The organism is Cohnella yongneupensis, assembly GCF_042655785.1.
GTDB lineage: Bacteria > Bacillota > Bacilli > Paenibacillales > Paenibacillaceae > Cohnella > Cohnella yongneupensis.
Map to the genome: position 1 here is coordinate 108,253 of NZ_JBHSNC010000027.1, position 17,910 is coordinate 126,162.

At 54.4% G+C, this 17,910-nt stretch carries 13 protein-coding genes; 7 read left to right on the top strand and 6 right to left on the bottom strand.

The window, feature by feature from the left end:
- Nucleotides 1-29: 29 nt before the first annotated feature.
- Nucleotides 30-1,082: an oxidoreductase gene (locus ACFPQ4_RS09480; protein WP_378111576.1), complete on the bottom strand. Its 1,053-nt coding sequence runs from the start codon at nt 1,080-1,082 to the stop codon at nt 30-32.
- A gap of 156 nt (nt 1,083-1,238) precedes the next feature.
- Between ACFPQ4_RS09480 and ACFPQ4_RS09485 the strand changes: the two genes are divergently transcribed.
- The gene (locus tag ACFPQ4_RS09485) at nt 1,239-1,670 is read left to right on the top strand and encodes an Lrp/AsnC family transcriptional regulator (RefSeq protein ID WP_378111577.1); all 432 of its coding nucleotides are present in this window, start codon (nt 1,239-1,241) and stop codon (nt 1,668-1,670) included.
- Nucleotides 1,671-1,895: 225 nt separating this feature from the next.
- Complete coding sequence (locus ACFPQ4_RS09490) at nt 1,896-4,547, top strand: NPCBM/NEW2 domain-containing protein (protein WP_378111578.1); 2,652 nt, start codon at nt 1,896-1,898, stop codon at nt 4,545-4,547.
- Between the two features lie 67 nt (nt 4,548-4,614).
- On the opposite strand, the gene ACFPQ4_RS09495 is transcribed toward ACFPQ4_RS09490, so the two are convergent.
- A complete protein-coding gene (locus ACFPQ4_RS09495) occupies nt 4,615-5,409 on the bottom strand; it encodes a sugar phosphate isomerase/epimerase family protein (protein WP_378111579.1) in 795 nt (264 codons plus the stop codon).
- Nucleotides 5,406-6,497, bottom strand: a complete 1,092-nt coding sequence (locus tag ACFPQ4_RS09500; protein ID WP_378111580.1) for a Gfo/Idh/MocA family protein — start codon at nt 6,495-6,497, stop codon at nt 5,406-5,408. Before ACFPQ4_RS09500 ends, ACFPQ4_RS09495 begins: the two co-directional genes overlap by 4 nt.
- Nucleotides 6,498-6,626: 129 nt before the next feature.
- On the opposite strand from ACFPQ4_RS09500, the gene ACFPQ4_RS09505 reads away from it, so the two are divergent.
- From ACFPQ4_RS09505 to ACFPQ4_RS09520, 4 genes are all read left to right on the top strand, one after another.
- On the top strand, nt 6,627-7,487 hold the full coding sequence (locus ACFPQ4_RS09505) for an AraC family transcriptional regulator (protein ID WP_378111581.1): 861 nt from the start codon (nt 6,627-6,629) through the stop codon (nt 7,485-7,487).
- 159 nt (nt 7,488-7,646) lie between these two features.
- Nucleotides 7,647-8,237 carry a TetR/AcrR family transcriptional regulator gene (locus ACFPQ4_RS09510; RefSeq protein ID WP_378111582.1) on the top strand — a complete coding sequence of 197 codons (591 nt, stop codon included), beginning with the start codon at nt 7,647-7,649 and terminating at the stop codon, nt 8,235-8,237.
- A 169-nt stretch (nt 8,238-8,406) separates the two neighbouring features.
- Nucleotides 8,407-10,467: a glycoside hydrolase family 43 protein gene (locus ACFPQ4_RS09515; protein WP_378111583.1), complete on the top strand. Its 2,061-nt coding sequence runs from the start codon at nt 8,407-8,409 to the stop codon at nt 10,465-10,467.
- Nucleotides 10,468-10,566: 99 nt separating this feature from the next.
- Nucleotides 10,567-11,364 carry an alpha/beta fold hydrolase gene (locus ACFPQ4_RS09520; RefSeq protein ID WP_378111584.1) on the top strand — a complete coding sequence of 266 codons (798 nt, stop codon included), beginning with the start codon at nt 10,567-10,569 and terminating at the stop codon, nt 11,362-11,364.
- A 43-nt stretch (nt 11,365-11,407) separates the two neighbouring features.
- Here ACFPQ4_RS09520 and ACFPQ4_RS09525 read toward each other — a convergent pair whose 3' ends face one another.
- Nucleotides 11,408-12,079: a hypothetical protein gene (locus ACFPQ4_RS09525; RefSeq protein WP_378111585.1), complete on the bottom strand. Its 672-nt coding sequence runs from the start codon at nt 12,077-12,079 to the stop codon at nt 11,408-11,410.
- Between the two features lie 119 nt (nt 12,080-12,198).
- On the opposite strand from ACFPQ4_RS09525, the gene ACFPQ4_RS09530 reads away from it, so the two are divergent.
- Nucleotides 12,199-13,455, top strand: a complete 1,257-nt coding sequence (locus tag ACFPQ4_RS09530) for a helix-turn-helix domain-containing protein (protein WP_378111586.1) — start codon at nt 12,199-12,201, stop codon at nt 13,453-13,455.
- A gap of 73 nt (nt 13,456-13,528) precedes the next feature.
- Here ACFPQ4_RS09530 and ACFPQ4_RS09535 read toward each other — a convergent pair whose 3' ends face one another.
- Nucleotides 13,529-16,876: an S-layer homology domain-containing protein gene (locus ACFPQ4_RS09535; RefSeq protein WP_378111587.1), complete on the bottom strand. Its 3,348-nt coding sequence runs from the start codon at nt 16,874-16,876 to the stop codon at nt 13,529-13,531.
- Between the two features lie 293 nt (nt 16,877-17,169).
- Nucleotides 17,170-17,856, bottom strand: coding sequence for a response regulator (locus ACFPQ4_RS09540; RefSeq protein WP_378111588.1), 687 nt, complete (start codon nt 17,854-17,856; stop codon nt 17,170-17,172).
- Nucleotides 17,857-17,910 lie beyond the last annotated feature (54 nt).

Sequence of the window (17,910 nt, forward strand, 5' to 3'; positions counted from 1 at the left end):
CGAAATTGAAGTTTCGGCTACCCTATTTCTTATACCAACCGCTTCAAATGGACCGCCGAATCGTATGGGATCGGCGACTGGCCGCTCCGAAGCCGGTGGATGAAATCGGGATTGGCCAGCAACGGTTTACCGAAGGCTGCGACATCGATAACGCCTTTGCGGATCGCTTCCTCAGCGGAACCCGCGGTCAGGCCGCCAACGCCGATGATGGCGCCGTCCCAGCGTTCGTGGACAAGCTCGTGCAGCGTCAGATCGCCGGACACCGGCCGGGAGAACGTATTCGTCGACGGGTGGAGCACGCGCAGGCCGACCTCGCGAAACATCCCAAGGTACGCATCGACTTCCGCCTCCGGCTCTTGCCACCGGAAGCCGGGCTGATCGTCCTTCAGCTCCGAGAATCGGATGCTGACGCGGTCCATGCCGACGACTTCGCCGACGGCGGAGAGCACTTCTCTCATGAGCTGCAAGCGACCGGCTCTGCCGTCGCCATAACGGTCCGTTCGGAGGTTCGTGGCGGCCGAGGCGAACTGGTCGATTAAGTAGCCGTGCGCGCCATGAATCTCCACGCCGTCGAACCCGGCTTCCATCGCGTGCCGCGCCGCTTGTTCATACTGGCTCACGACTTGGCGGATTTCATCAATCGTCATCGCCTCGGGCATCGTGAACGGCTTGCGCAGTTTATGCACGAGCCCTTCCGCTTGCAGGGCCGACGGGGCTTGCGGCGCGAGGCCGCCGGTCAGATCGGGATGAGTCAGCCTACCGACATGCCAGAGCTGGGCTATGATCGTACCACCTGCCTCATGCACCGCTTCCGTCACTTTACGCCATGCGTTCGATTGTTCTTTCGTATATAAGCCGGGCACTCCGAAGGTTCCTTTTCCCCGGGGAGACGGCATAATGCCTTCCGTAATGATCAGTCCGACTCCATCCTCTGCCCGCCGCCGATAATAAGCGACGACATCCTCGCCGATCGTTCCGGCGGCATCGTCCGCGAAACCGCGCGTCATCGGCGCCATCGCGATCCGCGTCCGAAGGCGCCAAGCGCCGATGCGCACGGGCTGTAACAACTCGTGATCCGTCATGTAAGTTCCTCTCCTGTTGGCGAATTCATTTCTTGGAGTAAATTTTATATAATTTATGAGCATGATTACATGGATCATTTAAGTCAATTAGCGGCATCACGCTTAAAAACCCTGTTATAATACGACATTCGCCTTAAAAATAAAGGAGTCGATCGAATGGACGATCTGGACAAACAAATATTGCTCGTGCTGCAAGAGCAAGGCCGCATCTCGATGACGGACCTGGGCAAGACCGTCTCCTTGTCGCAGCCGGCCGTCACGGAGCGGGTTCGCCGACTGGAGGAGCAGGGTATCATCGACCATTATCGCGCCGTCGTCGCCCCGGAGAAAATCAACAAGCCGATCGCTGCGTTCGTCCTGTTCTATACGAAAGGATACGATCGGTTCGTGGAATACTGCCGGGAAGCGCGCGACGTCGTCGAACTGCACCGCATCAGCGGACATCAGTATAATTTTCTCGTTAAGCTCGTTACCGAGTCGCTCCAAACGCTGGAAAGCGCGATTAACGAACTGGGGGCGTTCGGCGATTCGACCACGCTCATCGTGCTGTCTTCGCCGCTCAAACAGGATAGGCTTATCCCTTCATGAAGCGGCAGTGAACGCGTAGTTCCCGTTCATTAATCCGTATAACCGAGGGCGATTCTTGGATCGCCGACGCTTCCGCAATAATCATAGCGATCGCCCAATTCGATAGCCCAAAACGAGATAGAGTCTCACATTATATAGTAACTATCGCAAGCTTCCGCATGCAGAATGGAAGAGCAGGCTCCTATGGAGCCGAGCCATTCTAGCTTGAGGGAGTGAAATTGACGAATGAAGATCAAGTCACACCGCAAGGCGGCAATAAGCTTTATGTTATCGCTGGGCATGGTACTAACGGCAAGTCCGGTTACGGGGTTCGCCGCGGGAGGCGGACCGGCGGGCGCGACGCTATCCGTCGCGGATTACGGGGCGAACGGCGCGGATGCCCAGGACGACAAAGCCGCCATACAGGCGGCGATCGACGCCGCGAACGCTGGGGACACCGTGCTTATTCCGAACGGGACGTACTATCTCGGCGGGACGGTTCGAGGCAAGTCGGGCGTTACGATCAAGGGGCAATCCCAAGCTGGAACGATCGTCAAGTACAAGGATAGCTCGGATACGTATATGTTTTACTTCTATAATGTCTCCAACGCTTCAATCAAGAACATGACGCTCGATGGCAATAACAGCACGGTCGTCATGTCGGCGGCCGTCTCCGAATTAGGAAGCGGCAACGAGATGAGCGGGCTGCGGGTAAAGGACTTCGCGGCCTCTAGCGGGTTCGGTCCGCACGCGCTATACGGGATCGGGACGAATCGCTTGCGGATAACGGATAATAACGTGTCCAACATCGGCGTGAACTCCATGTGGGGCGCGGCGGTTCGCGTCGGATGGAGCTCCAAGAACGCGGTCATCGAACGGAACGTCATCGCGGACACGGGACGCGGAGGTATTTTCCTCAACGACGACAGTCCGGGACCGATCGTCCGCTCCAACAAAATCACGGGCTCCGGCAAAAAAGAAAACGGCTTGTCGATCGAGCTTCATACGAACGTAGACAACGCTATCATCGAGGACAACGTCGTTGATCACTGGATAAGCGCGGTCCGCTCGAAGACGATCGCAGTCCGCCGCAATACGGTGCATGCGACGGACGGAACGGTCGGCGCCATCGGACTCGAGATCATGGCCGAGAACGCGGTGACGTCGGACAACGTGGTCGACGGCGGGCAGCAAGTCGGCATTCAACAATCGCCGGGCACGGGGCATCAGCTCTGGGGCTACAATACGATTACGAACCTCGTCATGTGGGGTATGCAGCTGCAAGGCGCCGGATCGGGCGAGATTGAGCGCTATCAATATTTCTATAAGAACAGCTTCATCAATACGCAGCTCGGCAATCCGAAAGCCGCTTATCCGGGCTACGAAGGGAACGGCGTCCGCATTCACGGCGATTCCCAGTACTTGACGTTCGACAGCAACCTGATCGCTAACAACGGCCGCAAGGCGATCGAGATCACAGGCGCTCCCGGCGTCGATAAGCTGAGCTTCACGAACAACCTGATCTATGGCAACAAGGACGTGACGATGGATCCGTATCCATCCGCCGCGCAAGATTTGGAATGGTCGGGCAACCTCGTCTATCGCAACGGCAACAATACGCAGCCGACTTCGCGCGGCTTCTCCAATCCTAAGCCGAAGGCTGGCTTCTCGAATCCGCTGGTCGTGCGTGAGGGCGAACCGGTGACGTTCGTCAGCACGTCGACGGACAACGGGGCGATCGCGACGTACTTGTGGGATTTCGGAGCGGGCTTACCAAGCGCGTCGGCGAAGCCGACGTACGTGTATGACAAAGCAGGCGCATACCGAGTGACGCTCGTCGTGTGGGATAACGAAGGAAGAGCCGATCTGAAGGAGAAACTCATCCTAGTCGCGCCGACGTTACGCGATACGAAGAAGCCGACGACGCCGACGAATTTGGCATCCCCGACCCGAACCGACGAGACGATCGATCTGACCTGGAGCGCCGCATCCGATAACATCGGCGTCGTAGGGTACGACGTCTACGTGAACGGTACGTTGTCTGGAACGACGGCACCGGGAGAATTGTCCTTCACGGCAACGGGCCTGAGCCCGGCAACAACATACAGCATCACACTGAGGGCGAGAGACGCGGATGGCAACGTATCTGATGCGAGCGCGCCGCTAAGCGTGACGACGGAGCTGCCGGATACGCAAGCGCCGACGGTGCCGAGCTTGTCCGTGGCCGAGGTGACGGGCACAAGCGCGAGCTTGACTTGGACGGCTTCGACGGACAACAAAGCCGTTACGGGCTACGAGGTTTTCCGTAACGGCGTGCAGATCGGTACGACATCGGGCGCATCCGCTACGTCCTATACGGCGACGGGACTCATTCCTGGCACTGCTAGCACGTTCACGGTGAAAGCAAGAGATGCGGCGGGCAACCGCTCCGGCGCCAGCAACGCGGCCACGGCCGTCCTGTCTCCGCCTTCATCGTCGACGGTCTACTTGAGCGATTACGCTTGGGATTCGGGTACGGCGGGCTGGGGTAATATTATGCGAGACAAATCGTCCGACGGAAAGCCGATCACGCTGAATGATACGGTGTACGCGAAGGGGCTAGGCACGCATGCCGCGTCGACGATCGTGTACACGCTGGGAGGCGAGTACGCGCGGTTCCAAGCATTCGTAGGCGTGGACGACGAGACGTTCGGCAACGGAGACGTTGTCTTCGAAGTATGGCTGGATGGCGTTAAATCGTACGATAGCGGCGTCATGACGGCAACGACGGACACGGCGCACATCGATTTGGACATCTCCGGCGTTAACGAGCTGAAGCTCGTCGTGACGAACGGAGTGAACGGCGGCGATTGGGATCACGCGGATTGGGGCGACGCCAAGATTCTGTATCCGCTATAGAATGTGACGGCATAACAAAGAACAAGACTACTATCCTCGAACTTGAGGCAAGTAGTCTTGTTTGTTTCTACTTAAGTACGGAACGCAGCCATTCGATCGACAACGCCGTATCCTCGGTCATCGTTCGAATCGGAGCGTTATCCAGGCGATGCCACAGCTCCATCGTTAGCCATCCGTCATAGCCGATGTCGCGAAGCTTATGAGCGAATGCCGCAAGATCTAGGTCGCCTTCGATCAAGTCTTCCGTCGGTACGTCCCCTCGGTGGTTACGGAGATGGACCGCAAAGATGCGGTCGTCGTATCGGGTAATCCAATCGAGGGGATTTAAGCCGGCAACGTGAGCCCAGCCGGTATCGACGCATAGTCCGACGGACGAATCGGCGAATTCGATGGCCGCGCGAAGATCTCCGATCGCGTTATACGGGCTTGCGGCATGGTTATGCATGCAGACTCGAACCGAGCTGGACGACAGCCAATGCGCAATGCGGCTCAAATTGTCGCCTTGCCGCTTGAAGTCGTCGTCGGACTTCGGCGCGGCTACATACCAACCGCACTTCGGATCGGCGTTCACGAGCAGGTGAGATCCGCCTCCGGCATGCAGGCGTTCGGCGAGCAAGAGAGCCTCGCGTTTCACGAGTTCCTCGTCTAATCGCTCGTGGAGCGGTAAGCCCCAGTATATCGCGGATACCTTCAAGTCATGGGCGAGCGCTTGCTTAACGAGATCTTGATCCGAAGTTAGTTCGACGGCACCGAGTCCGGCAGTGCGGCACTCTTGGAAGATGTCGTTCCAATCCAGCGGCTTGCCGTCCAGCTTCCAACGCTCGCCCCAGCCATATAGTCCGGTGGAGTATCCTGTCTTCATACGGGAGCACCCTCCAGTCTAACGGTCTGAGGTTCTCTTGTTTCCGCGCAAGCATAAATGGCCATCATGCATTGAAAGTTAAACGCGGCTTGCTCGTTGACGAGAGCGTACGCACTGTCCGATTTCACTTTATCGATGAAATAGCGAACCGGGTTGTCCATGAAGCCGAACGTCCCCTCCGGGTTAGAGTAGGTATGCGTTTCGGATGTTCTGCTTCCTTCTAAATCTCTTCCGTAAGTGACGGAATCCCCCGAGAAGTAGCTATCCCAGCTGACCGCGCCTTCCGTGCCTTCGATCTCGGTCGTCGTGTACGGCGCGCCGTGCGTGACGTTGCATCGCTCGTAATGGACCATCAGTTGTTTGCCGTCAGCCGTATGGTAGCGAAGCATGGCGGCGACATGCTGCTCCACGTCGTTGACGCAGTCTGTCGGATCGACCTGTGTTAACGGGCGCGCCGTCCAAGCGGACAGCACGTCGACTTGAACGGGAGCGAATAGTTGATTCAACAAAGCGATGTCGTACGGTCCCCAGTCGATTAGAACGCCGCCTCCGCTACGAGAACGATCGAGGAACCAGCGGGACCAAGGTTGGTATTCGATTCCGGGACGGCCGCGCTCGTTTCTATGAATGAACGTCGCTTTGTACGGTTCGCCGAGCTTCCGCTGTCCGAGCAGCTCTCTGACTGCCTCGATTTTGGCATCGCCCAGAAAACGGTTGCTGCAGCATCCGAGCCATAACGAGCGGGATTTGGCTTCCTGCAGCAGCAACTCGGATTGCTGCTTATCCATCACGAGAGGTTTCTCGCACAAGACGTGACGACCTGAAGCGAGTCCTAGCATCGCTAGCTCGAAGTGCACGGCAGGAGGCGTTCCGACGATGACGATATCGTCTTCCCGCGGGCTTTCCGACAGCATCTCGGCCGCATCGCCGTAACCTATCGCATTCGGGAAAGCCGCTATGAATTCAGCCAGGCTTTTCTCGAACGGCTCGGCGACTTTCAACTCGACTTCTTCGCTAGGCAGTTTTTTGTAAATAGCTTCCGCGTGAGTGCGGCTAATAAAGCCGGCTCCGATTAAATAAAATCGCATCGCAAGTCCTCCAAATGAATGTGTTTCGCCTAATTTAACATGCGACTTGCAATTAATCTCGCTAGGCATCTATCCGATACTAGTCAAATTGTCCACGGGAGATAAAATAGTTAATAGGAGGTGTTCGGCTTGTATTATGACGATATCCGGTTGGAGAAGCCGTTCGAGTTCGTGCGGCTACCGTTACGGACGGAAGCGCACGACGTTCATTATCACGAATGTCTAGAGGTGTGCATCGTATTGGATCACGAGGTGGAGTATCGGTTCGGAGATACGGTCTACCACGGCGAAGCGGGGGATATATTCGTCTGTCGGCCTTTCGAGCCTCATTGGGGCATCGCGAAGGAAGCGGACGCCGACTGGATCCTGCTTCTGTTCTCTCCGTCCGCGGTGCAGTCGATCCCCGGAGGCAGCACGCTTCTCTCCCCGTTCTATACCCAGTGGCTGTCGGTGCCGAAGATCCCGCGCCATGCTCCGCAAGCCGCGCTCATTCGCAAGGCGGCGGAAGAAGCCGTTCTCCTGCATAAGCAAGGCGGCGCGATCTCGGAGGCGCTTCGATTCAAGCACCTGATCGATGTGCTGCTGCTAATTTACGATTACGCGGATAAAGAAGGCAACCGCAATCTGGACCGATTCGAAATGGACGGCGTCCTGAAAGCTATTCAGCATATTTTGACGCATTCGAAAGAGGATGTGGACGGGGATTCGCTGATCAAGGCAAGCGGCTTGCGTAAGTCGGTATTCTATCGCGCCTTCCGCGAATTAACGGGAGTGTCTCCTTTGTTATTTCTTCAACGTTTACGCATACAGTTCGCCATGGACTTGCTTGTACGCTCCGCCCATCGGACGGTGTTGCAGATCGCCGAGGATTGCGGTTTTCAATCGCTGCGAACGTTCAATAACCAATTCAAGAGTTATACCGGCGTAAGTCCCCGGATTTATAGGGAGAAGCGTGCGCGTCAGCCTCCTCACGTCTATTACATCACGTAGACTTTCAGGAAATAACGAAGAAGACTACTCCCTCGAACGCGAGGAGAGTAGTCTTCTTTTTATACGGGCTAGCTTAAGCTTTCGCCGGTACTTTCTTGATCGTCTTTGTGGAGGATTCTTCCTCAAATCAAAAATCTGTAGTCTCAAGGGAGCGCGAACATGAGCGACAATAAAAAGCCTTACACCGATCCACGAATCCTCCGCACGCGCCAATTGATCCGGGATGCCTTCGTCGATTTGCTGCAGGAGATGGACGTCGAGAAAATATCGGTCAATCGGATAGCCGAACGGGCTACGATCAACCGCGTAACCTTTTACCTGCATTATCGGGACATCCCGGACATGATGGACAAGCTGGCGGACGAAATGATCGAGAACATCGAGGGGATTCTGAGGAAAAAGTGGGATTTGCCGACCGCGGGAGACGAGGAGCGGGTGCTGGTGACGCTGCTGGAGCATATCGCCGACAATTCAAAGTGGTATAAGGTCATTCTCGCCTCGAGAAAAACGCCGATCTTCACGGAACGCCTGCTTAATTTTTTGACGAAATTGATTACGGAGGCCGTCGAGAAGAAGGGGAGCGCGACTCTTGCAGCCGTTGGCATTCAGCAAGAAATCGCCATCTGGTACGCTTCCTCGGCCTTGATCGGCACGATCGTCTCTTGGCTTCGCAAAGACATGCCGTACTCGCCGCATTATCTTGCCGAGCAATTTTCGTTAATGCGGACGCATTCCATTCGACAGAAATAAGTTAGCGCGAGCTCGTTCATTAAAATCATAGCAATCGCGCAATCGGATAGTCGTATGTCGATCAAGTGGCAGCTTGAACAGTAACGCAAGGCGGATGCTTCCTGCACAATGGAAAAGCAGACCCTCATGGGGGCCTAGCCGCGTTGGCACAAGGAGTGTCCGGGTTAAGATGAATAGCGGCAGTTTGCCAAGCCTTCGAACGCTCACTGAACGGGTGTATGCCAATCCGCTTCCGATCGACTACGAAGAAGACGACAGCGCCGGAACCGTCGTTCCGAGAACGCATCCCGACCCCTATGTTCTGGCGTTCAAAGGGGAATATTACGGTTACTCGACCGCGCACGATGGGGTGACCGTGCTTCATTCCCGCGATTTGACGAAGTGGACGAGTCGCGGATATGCGCTCATGAGTCCGGAGAAGAGCTATTGGGCGCCATGCGTTCTTTACCATAACGGGTTGTTCTACATGTACTACTCCTCCGGGGACACGGCGGAGCATTTTCAGTTCATGAAAGTAGCGGTGTCGGACTCCCCGCTCGGTCCGTTCGACTATCGCCGGACGCTGTTCGACTACTTCTCGATCGACGCGCATGTCGTGAAGGACGACGACGGCTCGTTCTACCTCATCTATAGCGTCGATAACTATGCGGGAACGGATCCGGACCGACCGGCAACCATCATCTTGATGGACAGATTGCTCGCTCCTTTTACTCCCGAAGGCAAGCCCCGGCTAATCGTCGGCGCCAGCATTCCCGAGGAGGTGTCATATCCGAATCGGTTCGGCGACGGACGCGATTGGCATACGCTCGAGGGCGGGTTTTACTTGAAGCGCGAAGGACGTCATTACGTGATGTACAGCGGCAACGGCTTCGAGCATGAAAATTATTTTATCGGGACGGCCATGGACGCTTCGGCGAACAGCATCGGAGAGTGCGAATTCGTTAAATATCCGAGCCCATGGGAGTATGCGCCGCTGCTGCGGAAGAACGATAAGGTAGAGGGACCGGGCCATCATTCCGTCGTCCTCGCGCCGAATCTCGTTGATCATTGGGTCATGTACCATGGCAGGGAAGTGTCGGACGCGCCGAAGCGGGAAGAACGCAGGCAGCTCAGAATGGATCCGCTGCTATGGGCGGGCGAGCGTATGTGGATTCCGGGGCCGACTTGGGAAGCGCAGGACGCGCCGGGTTTGCCGGCTTTTCGCGAGCTGTGCGATAGACCAGAAGGATCGCCGCCGGATCCGGCGCGATGGGAAGTCGTGTCCGGGGATTGGCTCATTCGCGACGGGGAAATGGCGAATAACAACAAGCAAGTGCTCGGTCATGTTAGGCAATGGCCGATCTGGCAGGATTATCGGTTCGAGAGCTGGATTCGTTGCCATCGGGAGATGAGCGGATGCTGCTGCGGCGTTCTGATCGAAAGTCACGTTAGCGATGCTTCCTTGAGGATTGTCGTAGATGCGGGACGCAAGGAGCTAGCGATCATACGGATTCAAGGAAATCTCGAATCGGAAGCGGTCCGCGTCGGCCTGTCGTCGGATTTCGATCCGTATGCGTGGCATCAGCTTAGTGTGGATAAATTCGGCACGGCTTTATCCGTATCGCTGGACGGCAGCTTGCAATACGGTGGCGTGCTCGCATTCGACGCCTGCAAGTTGGGGCTCGTAACGCAGCATTCTAGCGCAGCCTTCGGAGGAATAGCCGTTACGGCACATTACGAGACCCGTTTTCGTTCGATCGCCGAGCTGAACGGCCGATTCCAAGCGAACGGACCCGTCTCGATCGGGAAGGAAGGGGCGGATATCCGAACGGGGAACGCAAGCGCCCTCTCGCTAAGTTATTTGCCGGAGTGTTCGGCTTCCTATACGGCGCAATGGGATTGGACGCTTAACCATCAGGCGGCTGGCGGGCAAGCCGGTATTCGGTGGGAAGCCGTTGACGGCACAATAAAGGAACTGCTAGTGGAAACCGAAGCCGACCTCGGTACCCGAGTCGTTCTTCGCGACGCCGAAGCGGGAGACGTACTGGCGTCGACCGTATTGACGCGGAGTGCCCGTCGCCTCTCCGTATCCTTTTACTTGCGAACGACGCCGCGCGGCAGCGAAATCCGCGTAGACGGCGCGAAGTTCCATGTTTCGGACGCTTCGGCGTTCCTTTCCGGCAGGATGACTTTCGTCGCGCGTGCCAGCGATGTACGGCTCGTGGCTTTTCGATTAACGGAGAACGTCTAGCGCGGGATGCGCAAATTTTATTAAACGAATGGGATTTCGTACGTGTCCTTCCCGACCTTCGACGAATACAGTATCGTCGAAGGTCGGGAGGGGATAGCGATGAACAAGGCGTTCGTTAACGGCGTTCATATCGGTTACGAATCGATCGGGGAAGGGTTCCCTCTGATCGCGATAACGGGCAAAGACGCCAATAGGGATTGGTGGTCCCCGGCGATCAAAGCCGGGTTAAGCGACAAGCGTCGCCTGATACTGCTCGATAATCGCGGAACGGGGCAGAGCGATGCCCCGGAAGAAGCTTATAGTATCGCGGATATGGCAAAAGACGTCGTCGGGCTCATGGATACTTTGGGGATTGAGCAAGCGCATGTGCTAGGTCAGTCGATGGGCGGAATGATCGCTCAAGAAATCGCGATTGAATACCCCGAGCGCGTAGCGAAGCTAATCTTATGCAGTACGACTTGCGGCGTGACCCGGACATTGCCAACGTTCCGGATGCTCAAGTGGATGTCGCGCAAAACGACTGCTTTCTCCCCGCAAGATACATTGGATATGCTGTATCCGGAACCTTATATACGGGAAAATCCGGACATCATCGCCGCGTCCGTCGAACGCATGCAGAGATCGCCGCCGGCACGAAGAACGATGGACATTCATAAACAAGCGAGCCGTTCTTTCGATAGCTTCAAGCGACTAGGCAAAATCACCTCTCCGACGCTTATTATCCATGGGATGAAAGATTGGGTATTCCGTCCGGCGCACGCGAAAATGGTTAACCGGCGCATAACCGATTCGCGGTTGCTGCTGTACGCCAACGCGGGTCACGGCGTCTTAACCCAGGAGTATCGCAAAGTGTTGGCTGAGATCGGGAGGTTTATCGACGAGAAGGATGACAATTGAAACAAGAGCCGCGGGGGATATTAACCCCTCGCGGCTCTATTCTTTAGCAGGAACAGGAAAGTTGAAACGATGGCCGTTCGGTTACCGCAAAAGCATTCCGTCTAACCCATTGGAATCCGATGGCCTGCAGGAAAACATTCGTAAGCGACATCTCGATGTCAGCCGATAGTTCCTCGTTCGTCGGGGCGGCTTGATGCGCGTATTTGAGACGGACGTCGTCGATCTCGGCTTGCGCGTCGATGAAGAGGCATCCTTCTTCCTCGGCGACGGAACGCGCTACGTCTGCATACGGAGAGATGAAACCTTTATCGGATGAGGTTAAAGATATAGGCGCGACTAACGCCAAGTTGATCGCATACGGTTGTATGTCCCTCATCATTCGGCGGAGCGCGGCTTCGAGCAGGTCGGGCGTCAACGGCCGACCATCGGTTGAATACGCGGGCCAATTGTCGCCATGTAGAGGAGGGATAACGAGCCAATCCGGTCGGAGTCGTCGTGCGGCATCCAACCATCCGTCCACGGCCGAATCGAGCGTATGGATGCCGGATGCGCATGCCTCGACCTGGAGACTGAGCTCCGGATAGACCATTTGCAATAGCCGGTCGGCGATCGTTGCCATACCGCTGTCGGATGTGCGTTCGCCATTGTTAGTAACGGATTGTTGCTTATATACGTGCTCAATGAAGAGTATCGATTGTCCTTTAAGCAACAGCATGGTCATCATTCTCCTTGAGCAGACTGTTCAAGCGATTTGAATACATCATACTGCATTTTAATAAATAATTATGGTAAGATTCATAGCAATCTTGTATTTAACGAAGGAAGATATCTTTCATGGTGCATCACGACGAATTTAACCGCCTTGCCTATATCGGCAAGCTGCTGCATGAGACTTTGCGACTTCCTGTCGCGCTGATCGGACCGGATCGAACGCTCGAGCGGGAATGGGGAGCGTCGTCTTCGAGCCATCTGTATTTAGCTTCGCAAGCCGATCTCTTGCTCGAAATCGCCCGAAGCGCGGAAGACGAGTCGCTGCCCGTCATCCATAGCACGAATTATTCGGAGCGCGCCTTAATGCTCACGTCGGAGTCATGGACGCTCGCGATCGGCCCCGTGCTGTACGCTTCGCTGGGCGCCGAGACGATTCAGGCGCTCATGGACGACAATCAAGTCGTGCCTAAGGAACGCGAGCGGTGGTCGCACTACTATCGCGAGCTGCCTGCCGTCAGCAAAATGCAGCTCGTCCACGCGGGGATGATGCTCTATTACATGGTGCACGGTCGATCGTTGGAGCCGCACGATATTTTGAGCCGGGATCATAGGCTCGAACATCGGCTCGTCCAGGCGGACGAGCTCGAGCGCCAGCTGGGCGTGCAACGCGAGGACGCGAGACGCCATCACGACCCGTACATGGAAGAACGTCTGCACGATCGTATTCGCAATGGGGACAAGGCGGGCGCGTTGCAGATGCTGGCTTCTTTTCCGGAGGATTCGTTCGGGTTGCTGTCCCGCAGCAGTCATCTGCGCAACCGTAAAAACCTAGCCATCGTCACGGTGACCTTGTCTACTCGCGCGGCCATGGAGGGCGGGCTGTTTTGGGAGCTCGCCTATACGCTCAGCGATTTGCATATTCAGCACATCGAGGATTTGCGCGAAGTGAGTCAAGTCGACCGCGCGCGGCTGGACGTCGTGGCGGATTTCGCGGAGCGCGTGCGGCAGGTGCGAGAACGGCAAGTTTCCCCCGCGATCGCCAACTGCCAAAACTATATTTTCAACCACCTCTATGAAGAGATCACGCTGGAGCATCTCGAGCGACTAACCGGCATGAACGGCAATTACATCTCGCACAGATTCAAGATGGAGACGGGGCTATCCTTCCGAAATTACGTGCTGGAGCGGCGGATCGAGGAAGCTCGAAACCTCATTAAGTTCACCAAGCTGACGTTCTCGGAAGTCGCGACGCGGCTATGTTTTCACGACCAGAGCCATTTTACGAAGACGTTCAAAAAGCTTACCGGGGTGACGCCCAAGCAGTATCGATTAACTGCGACGGGAACTTTGCGCGAAGAGGGCGATGTCCATCGCGGATAACGGTACAAACAACAAAAGCTCGCCGATCAATCTGTCGAATCGACAGTTGAATCGGCGAGCTTTACCTTAGGCGTTACTTGGCTTGCGTATTAACGTTCCAAGCTTCATATCCGTTCGTATAAAGCTCGAAATCATGCGGAGTCGAAGCTTCCATGATATCCGAGTAATACTTGTAATCTGCCGATACGTCCGTCCACAATGGCGCTGTAGACACATGCCAAGGCTGGCGAGCCAACAGCGTATTGAAGATACGAACCGCTTCCAGACGAGTAAGTTCATTGTTAGGGCTGAACGTATTTCCCGTAAAGTCGAACAATGCGCCCGCCTGCTTCGCCGCAGCAATCGCCGAATCTGCCCAATGTCCCGCAGTATCGCTATAACCGCTTGCGCCTGCAGCTTTCCATTTGTTCAAGTTGGTCAAGAGTTGCGCGAATTCCGCACGGGTTACTTTGCGATTAGGCTCAAACTTATCGTTACCCGTTCCGACCATCCAATGGTGTTGGGTAGCGACCGCTATTGCGTTCGCAGCCCAGTGCTTCGAACTTACGTCGGAGTAGGATGCGGCTTTGCCTTGTTCGCCCGGTGCATACAAGCGCTCCAGGATCGCGGCAACTTCTGAGCGGGTAATGCCGTTCTTCGGTTTGAAGGAGCCGTCCGGATAGCCGAGCATATAAGCGCTATGCACGCCGGAAGCTTTGACTTTTGCTTGCAGCGGGAAGTTGAATTGCACGATAGACTCGCCGACATGGATGACGCCGTTTTTGATATGGCTGTCTACTCCGACTTTCTCGTCGCGTTTATCGTTACGGCTGTCGAAGAGGACGTAGCCGTCTTTCTCGGCGGTGAAGTAGTAATCGCCGTCGGCATAAACCATCCAGCCGTATTCGCCTTTTGCCGTGCTGACTTGCGGGTTGTGGTTCTTATTAGGCAAGAAATTCACCAATTCCGGGAGATCGACCAGCGTGCCTGGCGTTTTGCCCTTAGAACGGTTCGATTCCGTATCTGCCCAGTATAAGCGCATCGTTACGTCTTGCATCGGTTGTCCCGTCAACATATCCAAGATCGTTCCGTAAGGGTCAACCAACTCGATTTGCAGGCTCGCTACACCGTTGCTGCCAACCGTAAGCTTGCCAACCGGACCTGCGAGGTGCTCGCCGTTCGGACCCATGATGGTCATCGGCATGGTGTATTCGCCAGCCGGCAATTTAGGCAGCGTAAAGGTGCCGTTCTCGTTCATCTTGATAGGCGGCAGATTCAGCACCGTACCGTCTGCTTTCACGATTTTGGCGGTAACGCCAAGGTCGTCTCCAAGCACTTTCGTGATGCTGTCGTGTACGACCGTACCGCCGTTCGACTTGTCCGTCACGGTGACCGAAGTTTCCATCGTATCCGGAATCGAACTAGGCGTTAAGGTTGTAATCTCTACTACGTTGGAAATGCCCCGATTAGGACCGCCTTTGATATTCAAGCGGAAGGAATAGGTTTTGCTGTTATCCAGTCCATTGATCGTTGCTTTCGTCGATGTTGCATTCAACGCTTCTACGATATCGACAGGCGTAAACGTGATCCCGTCCGTCGACATTTCAACAACGATATCCTCGCTATCCGTACCTGTTAGCGCAGGGAAGTTCAAAGTAATCTTCCCGTAGCCTGCAGTTGCCGTTAAGTCCGTTACCGGTTTGACAGGAGTCGAATCAACCGTATTGGATACTCCCTCGTACATGCCGGACTCGACATTCAAGCGGAAATAATACGTTGCTCCGTTCGTCAAGCCGCTAATCGTAGCGCTCGTGGAAGAAGCGGTCAGCTCCTCCGTCAATACGACTGGCGTAAAAGTAGTGCCGTCCGTCGACATTTCAACCGTGATGTCCCCATCTGCCGCTCCCACAAGAGCCGGGAAGTTCAAAGTGACTTGTCCGTCGCCGGAAACGGCCGACAACGTAGTTAACGGTTCCGGTTCTGCCGCCAATACGTACACCGTAAAGGTCCTCTCGCTAGTCAGTCCATCTTTCGTGATGGTTGCCGTCAAAGTCACATACGTGCCAGGCTGCGAGATGACCGGTCTTGTTACCGTTCCGTCCGCAGCGATCACGGATGGTTGGTCGGAGGACCAAACCGTCGTTACGTTATCGTCTTGAACGAGAGTCAGGTCGTCCGTGACCGAGATGTTGCTATCGCCCGGTTCGTACCCAATCGTTGTCGTAGCTTCTGCAGCCTCGATGGCTAGGATAGCGGGTTCCTTGCCAAGTACATTATCGACGACCTGATTTGCGATGGCTTCGATGATCTGAGCCTCGGTCAAGCCGGAGTCCACGAAGAGGCCGCCTTGGGTCAATTGATCTACGAAAGATTCCGTACTGTTCTGGTACACTGCGTTGGTTACGCTAACGTATTGCGCGGAGTCTTGATTGAACGAAGTTTTAAGAACATCTTGGTTCGTTCCGCCATCCACATAGCGGCCGTTGTCATCGTTAATATCGATTACGTAACGATAAGGTGACGTTGGTTCCCAAGCGATGTCGTCCACAGCTTCTTCCAGCGATTTGCTAGTGGTAGTGAACAATTTCAAATTATCGTACGTAAAGATCGAGATGATCTCACAGCTATGCGGGAGATAGCTGACAATTGGTCCGAATTCATTTCCATAAGCTTGTGGAAGAGCAAAATTCGTAATGATTTGCTGGCCGTTATCCCACATATTTAGCTGGGTATCGGTTGCGTTGATTTTGATCGTATGCTCAGGATCAGTTCCTTTGGCATACGTTGCGATACTCGTAATGCCGGTGATGCTGGTCAACGAAGAAGCATTGGCTTTTTCATGGAACGCAGTGGCATCGACACCATTAATACGGAAAACCTTGATGGAGGATTCCAAGTATAAGATTGCATATCCGCTCAGCTTGCCTTGGCTGTCGATCTCGGAGTTAAAGAGGAAGCCTCCGCCCTCCATGCTGTGGTAACTGGCTTTGGACTCGTCCATGTCGAACGTAATGATTTTCTTGCCGGACGGGCTGCCGCTCGTCAGCATGAAATCTTTAAAGCTAGGCTGGTCATAGCCATAGAAGGAAAGCGTTCTGTTGTTGTTTGTAATTTGCACGTGGTTATAATCAGGAGTTACCACCTGCGGAGTGTATCCATAACCATACCAAGTGTTGTACCCGGAATGCACATAAGTCGTATCCGTCACGCTTATCGGAGTAGCGCTTGCGTCCATAATCGATACATATTTCGGATTGATGCCTGCAGCGTCAAGCTTTGTTTTGATGGCTGCAGTCAGTCTAGCTTCGAAATCGCTAGACTGATAAACGCTTGTTCCTGTGTTGTAGTACACTTCGGCTACAGGTCCCATCGCGAATACGCTCGTGGCGTTCGTGATCAGCAACAGCAAAGCTGTGAGCCAAATCAAACTAATTTTTCTCATTTGTCGGGTCTACCTTCCTTTTTGTTTAATTGACTGCTAGAAGAAGACTTTGGAAATACTCATAATTTCCTAATTCTTTCCTGCAAGTAGTCATGAAGTCATAGATGCGCGAGCTTAAATATAAGCGAAGTAATGAGAGATTAACAGTGACTTATTGTCATATTTCTACATATTGGTCCTAGTTAAAGTGTTTTTTTTTGCCTCATAAGGGGAGAGAACTTGGCATATCTGAACAGAAAAAGGACGTCCTATAGATAGGCGTCCTTTCCTATGGATTATGCTTCCAATGATAGTCACTTTGCCGTTGGATATTGGACCACGGTAAAACGTTGATTCAGTACCCGAATCGCTTCGCGGCGGTTGTTAACGGGAATTTTCGAGAAAATATGGGTCAAATAATTTCTGACCGTTCCTTCTGAGAGAAATAGGGCCTCGGCAATCTCCTGATTGCTGTACCGCTGAATCAACAGATCGATAACTTGTTTCTCTCTTTCCGAGAATTCCTTCATCAAATGGGATGGAAGCTGTTGCTTGCTAGGCGTGCTATTGCTATTGAGCTGCCTCAACAAATATTGCGAGAGCTTGGCCGCCACATTGTCAGGGAGTACATGCTGCCCTTTGAGCACATCCCGAATCGATTGCGTCAGCTTGGAAAAATGTTGATTTCTTATCAGGTACGCGTTGGCGCCATGTGCGAGATATTGGACAATCGATTCTTCGTCGCTATGCGAAGTCATAATCAAGATCGGCAGAGGGGGAGCAATCTTCCTGATGGACTGAATGTAAGAGATGCCTTTCATCACGGGCATGGAAGAATCCAGCAACGCGAGATGGACCGGCTGCTGCCAAATCCTTTCAATGGCTTTAGCGCCGGGAGCGACAAGCGCGGCAACCTCCATGTCCGGCTCGGCTTGAATCGACTGCGCAGTCGCATCGGTGTCGGAGTCGGCGTCTGCGATTATTAATAGTTGAGTCTTCATGGGAACGATCCTCTTTGGTGTTAGTGTGTTGGCTATACTAAATTACCATGGACA

Coding starts and splice junctions, on each gene's coding strand:
- ACFPQ4_RS09510 (WP_378111582.1), top strand. CDS start 7,647: ATGAGCGACAATAAAAAGCCTTACACCGATCCACGAATCCTCCGCACG.
- ACFPQ4_RS09480 (WP_378111576.1), bottom strand. CDS start 1,082: ATGACGGATCACGAGTTGTTACAGCCCGTGCGCATCGGCGCTTGGCGC.
- ACFPQ4_RS09490 (WP_378111578.1), top strand. CDS start 1,896: ATGAAGATCAAGTCACACCGCAAGGCGGCAATAAGCTTTATGTTATCG.
- ACFPQ4_RS09525 (WP_378111585.1), bottom strand. CDS start 12,079: ATGCTGTTGCTTAAAGGACAATCGATACTCTTCATTGAGCACGTATAT.
- ACFPQ4_RS09520 (WP_378111584.1), top strand. CDS start 10,567: ATGAACAAGGCGTTCGTTAACGGCGTTCATATCGGTTACGAATCGATC.
- ACFPQ4_RS09495 (WP_378111579.1), bottom strand. CDS start 5,409: ATGAAGACAGGATACTCCACCGGACTATATGGCTGGGGCGAGCGTTGG.
- ACFPQ4_RS09485 (WP_378111577.1), top strand. CDS start 1,239: ATGGACGATCTGGACAAACAAATATTGCTCGTGCTGCAAGAGCAAGGC.
- ACFPQ4_RS09535 (WP_378111587.1), bottom strand. CDS start 16,876: ATGAGAAAAATTAGTTTGATTTGGCTCACAGCTTTGCTGTTGCTGATC.
- ACFPQ4_RS09500 (WP_378111580.1), bottom strand. CDS start 6,497: ATGCGATTTTATTTAATCGGAGCCGGCTTTATTAGCCGCACTCACGCG.
- ACFPQ4_RS09530 (WP_378111586.1), top strand. CDS start 12,199: ATGGTGCATCACGACGAATTTAACCGCCTTGCCTATATCGGCAAGCTG.
- ACFPQ4_RS09540 (WP_378111588.1), bottom strand. CDS start 17,856: ATGAAGACTCAACTATTAATAATCGCAGACGCCGACTCCGACACCGAT.
- ACFPQ4_RS09515 (WP_378111583.1), top strand. CDS start 8,407: ATGAATAGCGGCAGTTTGCCAAGCCTTCGAACGCTCACTGAACGGGTG.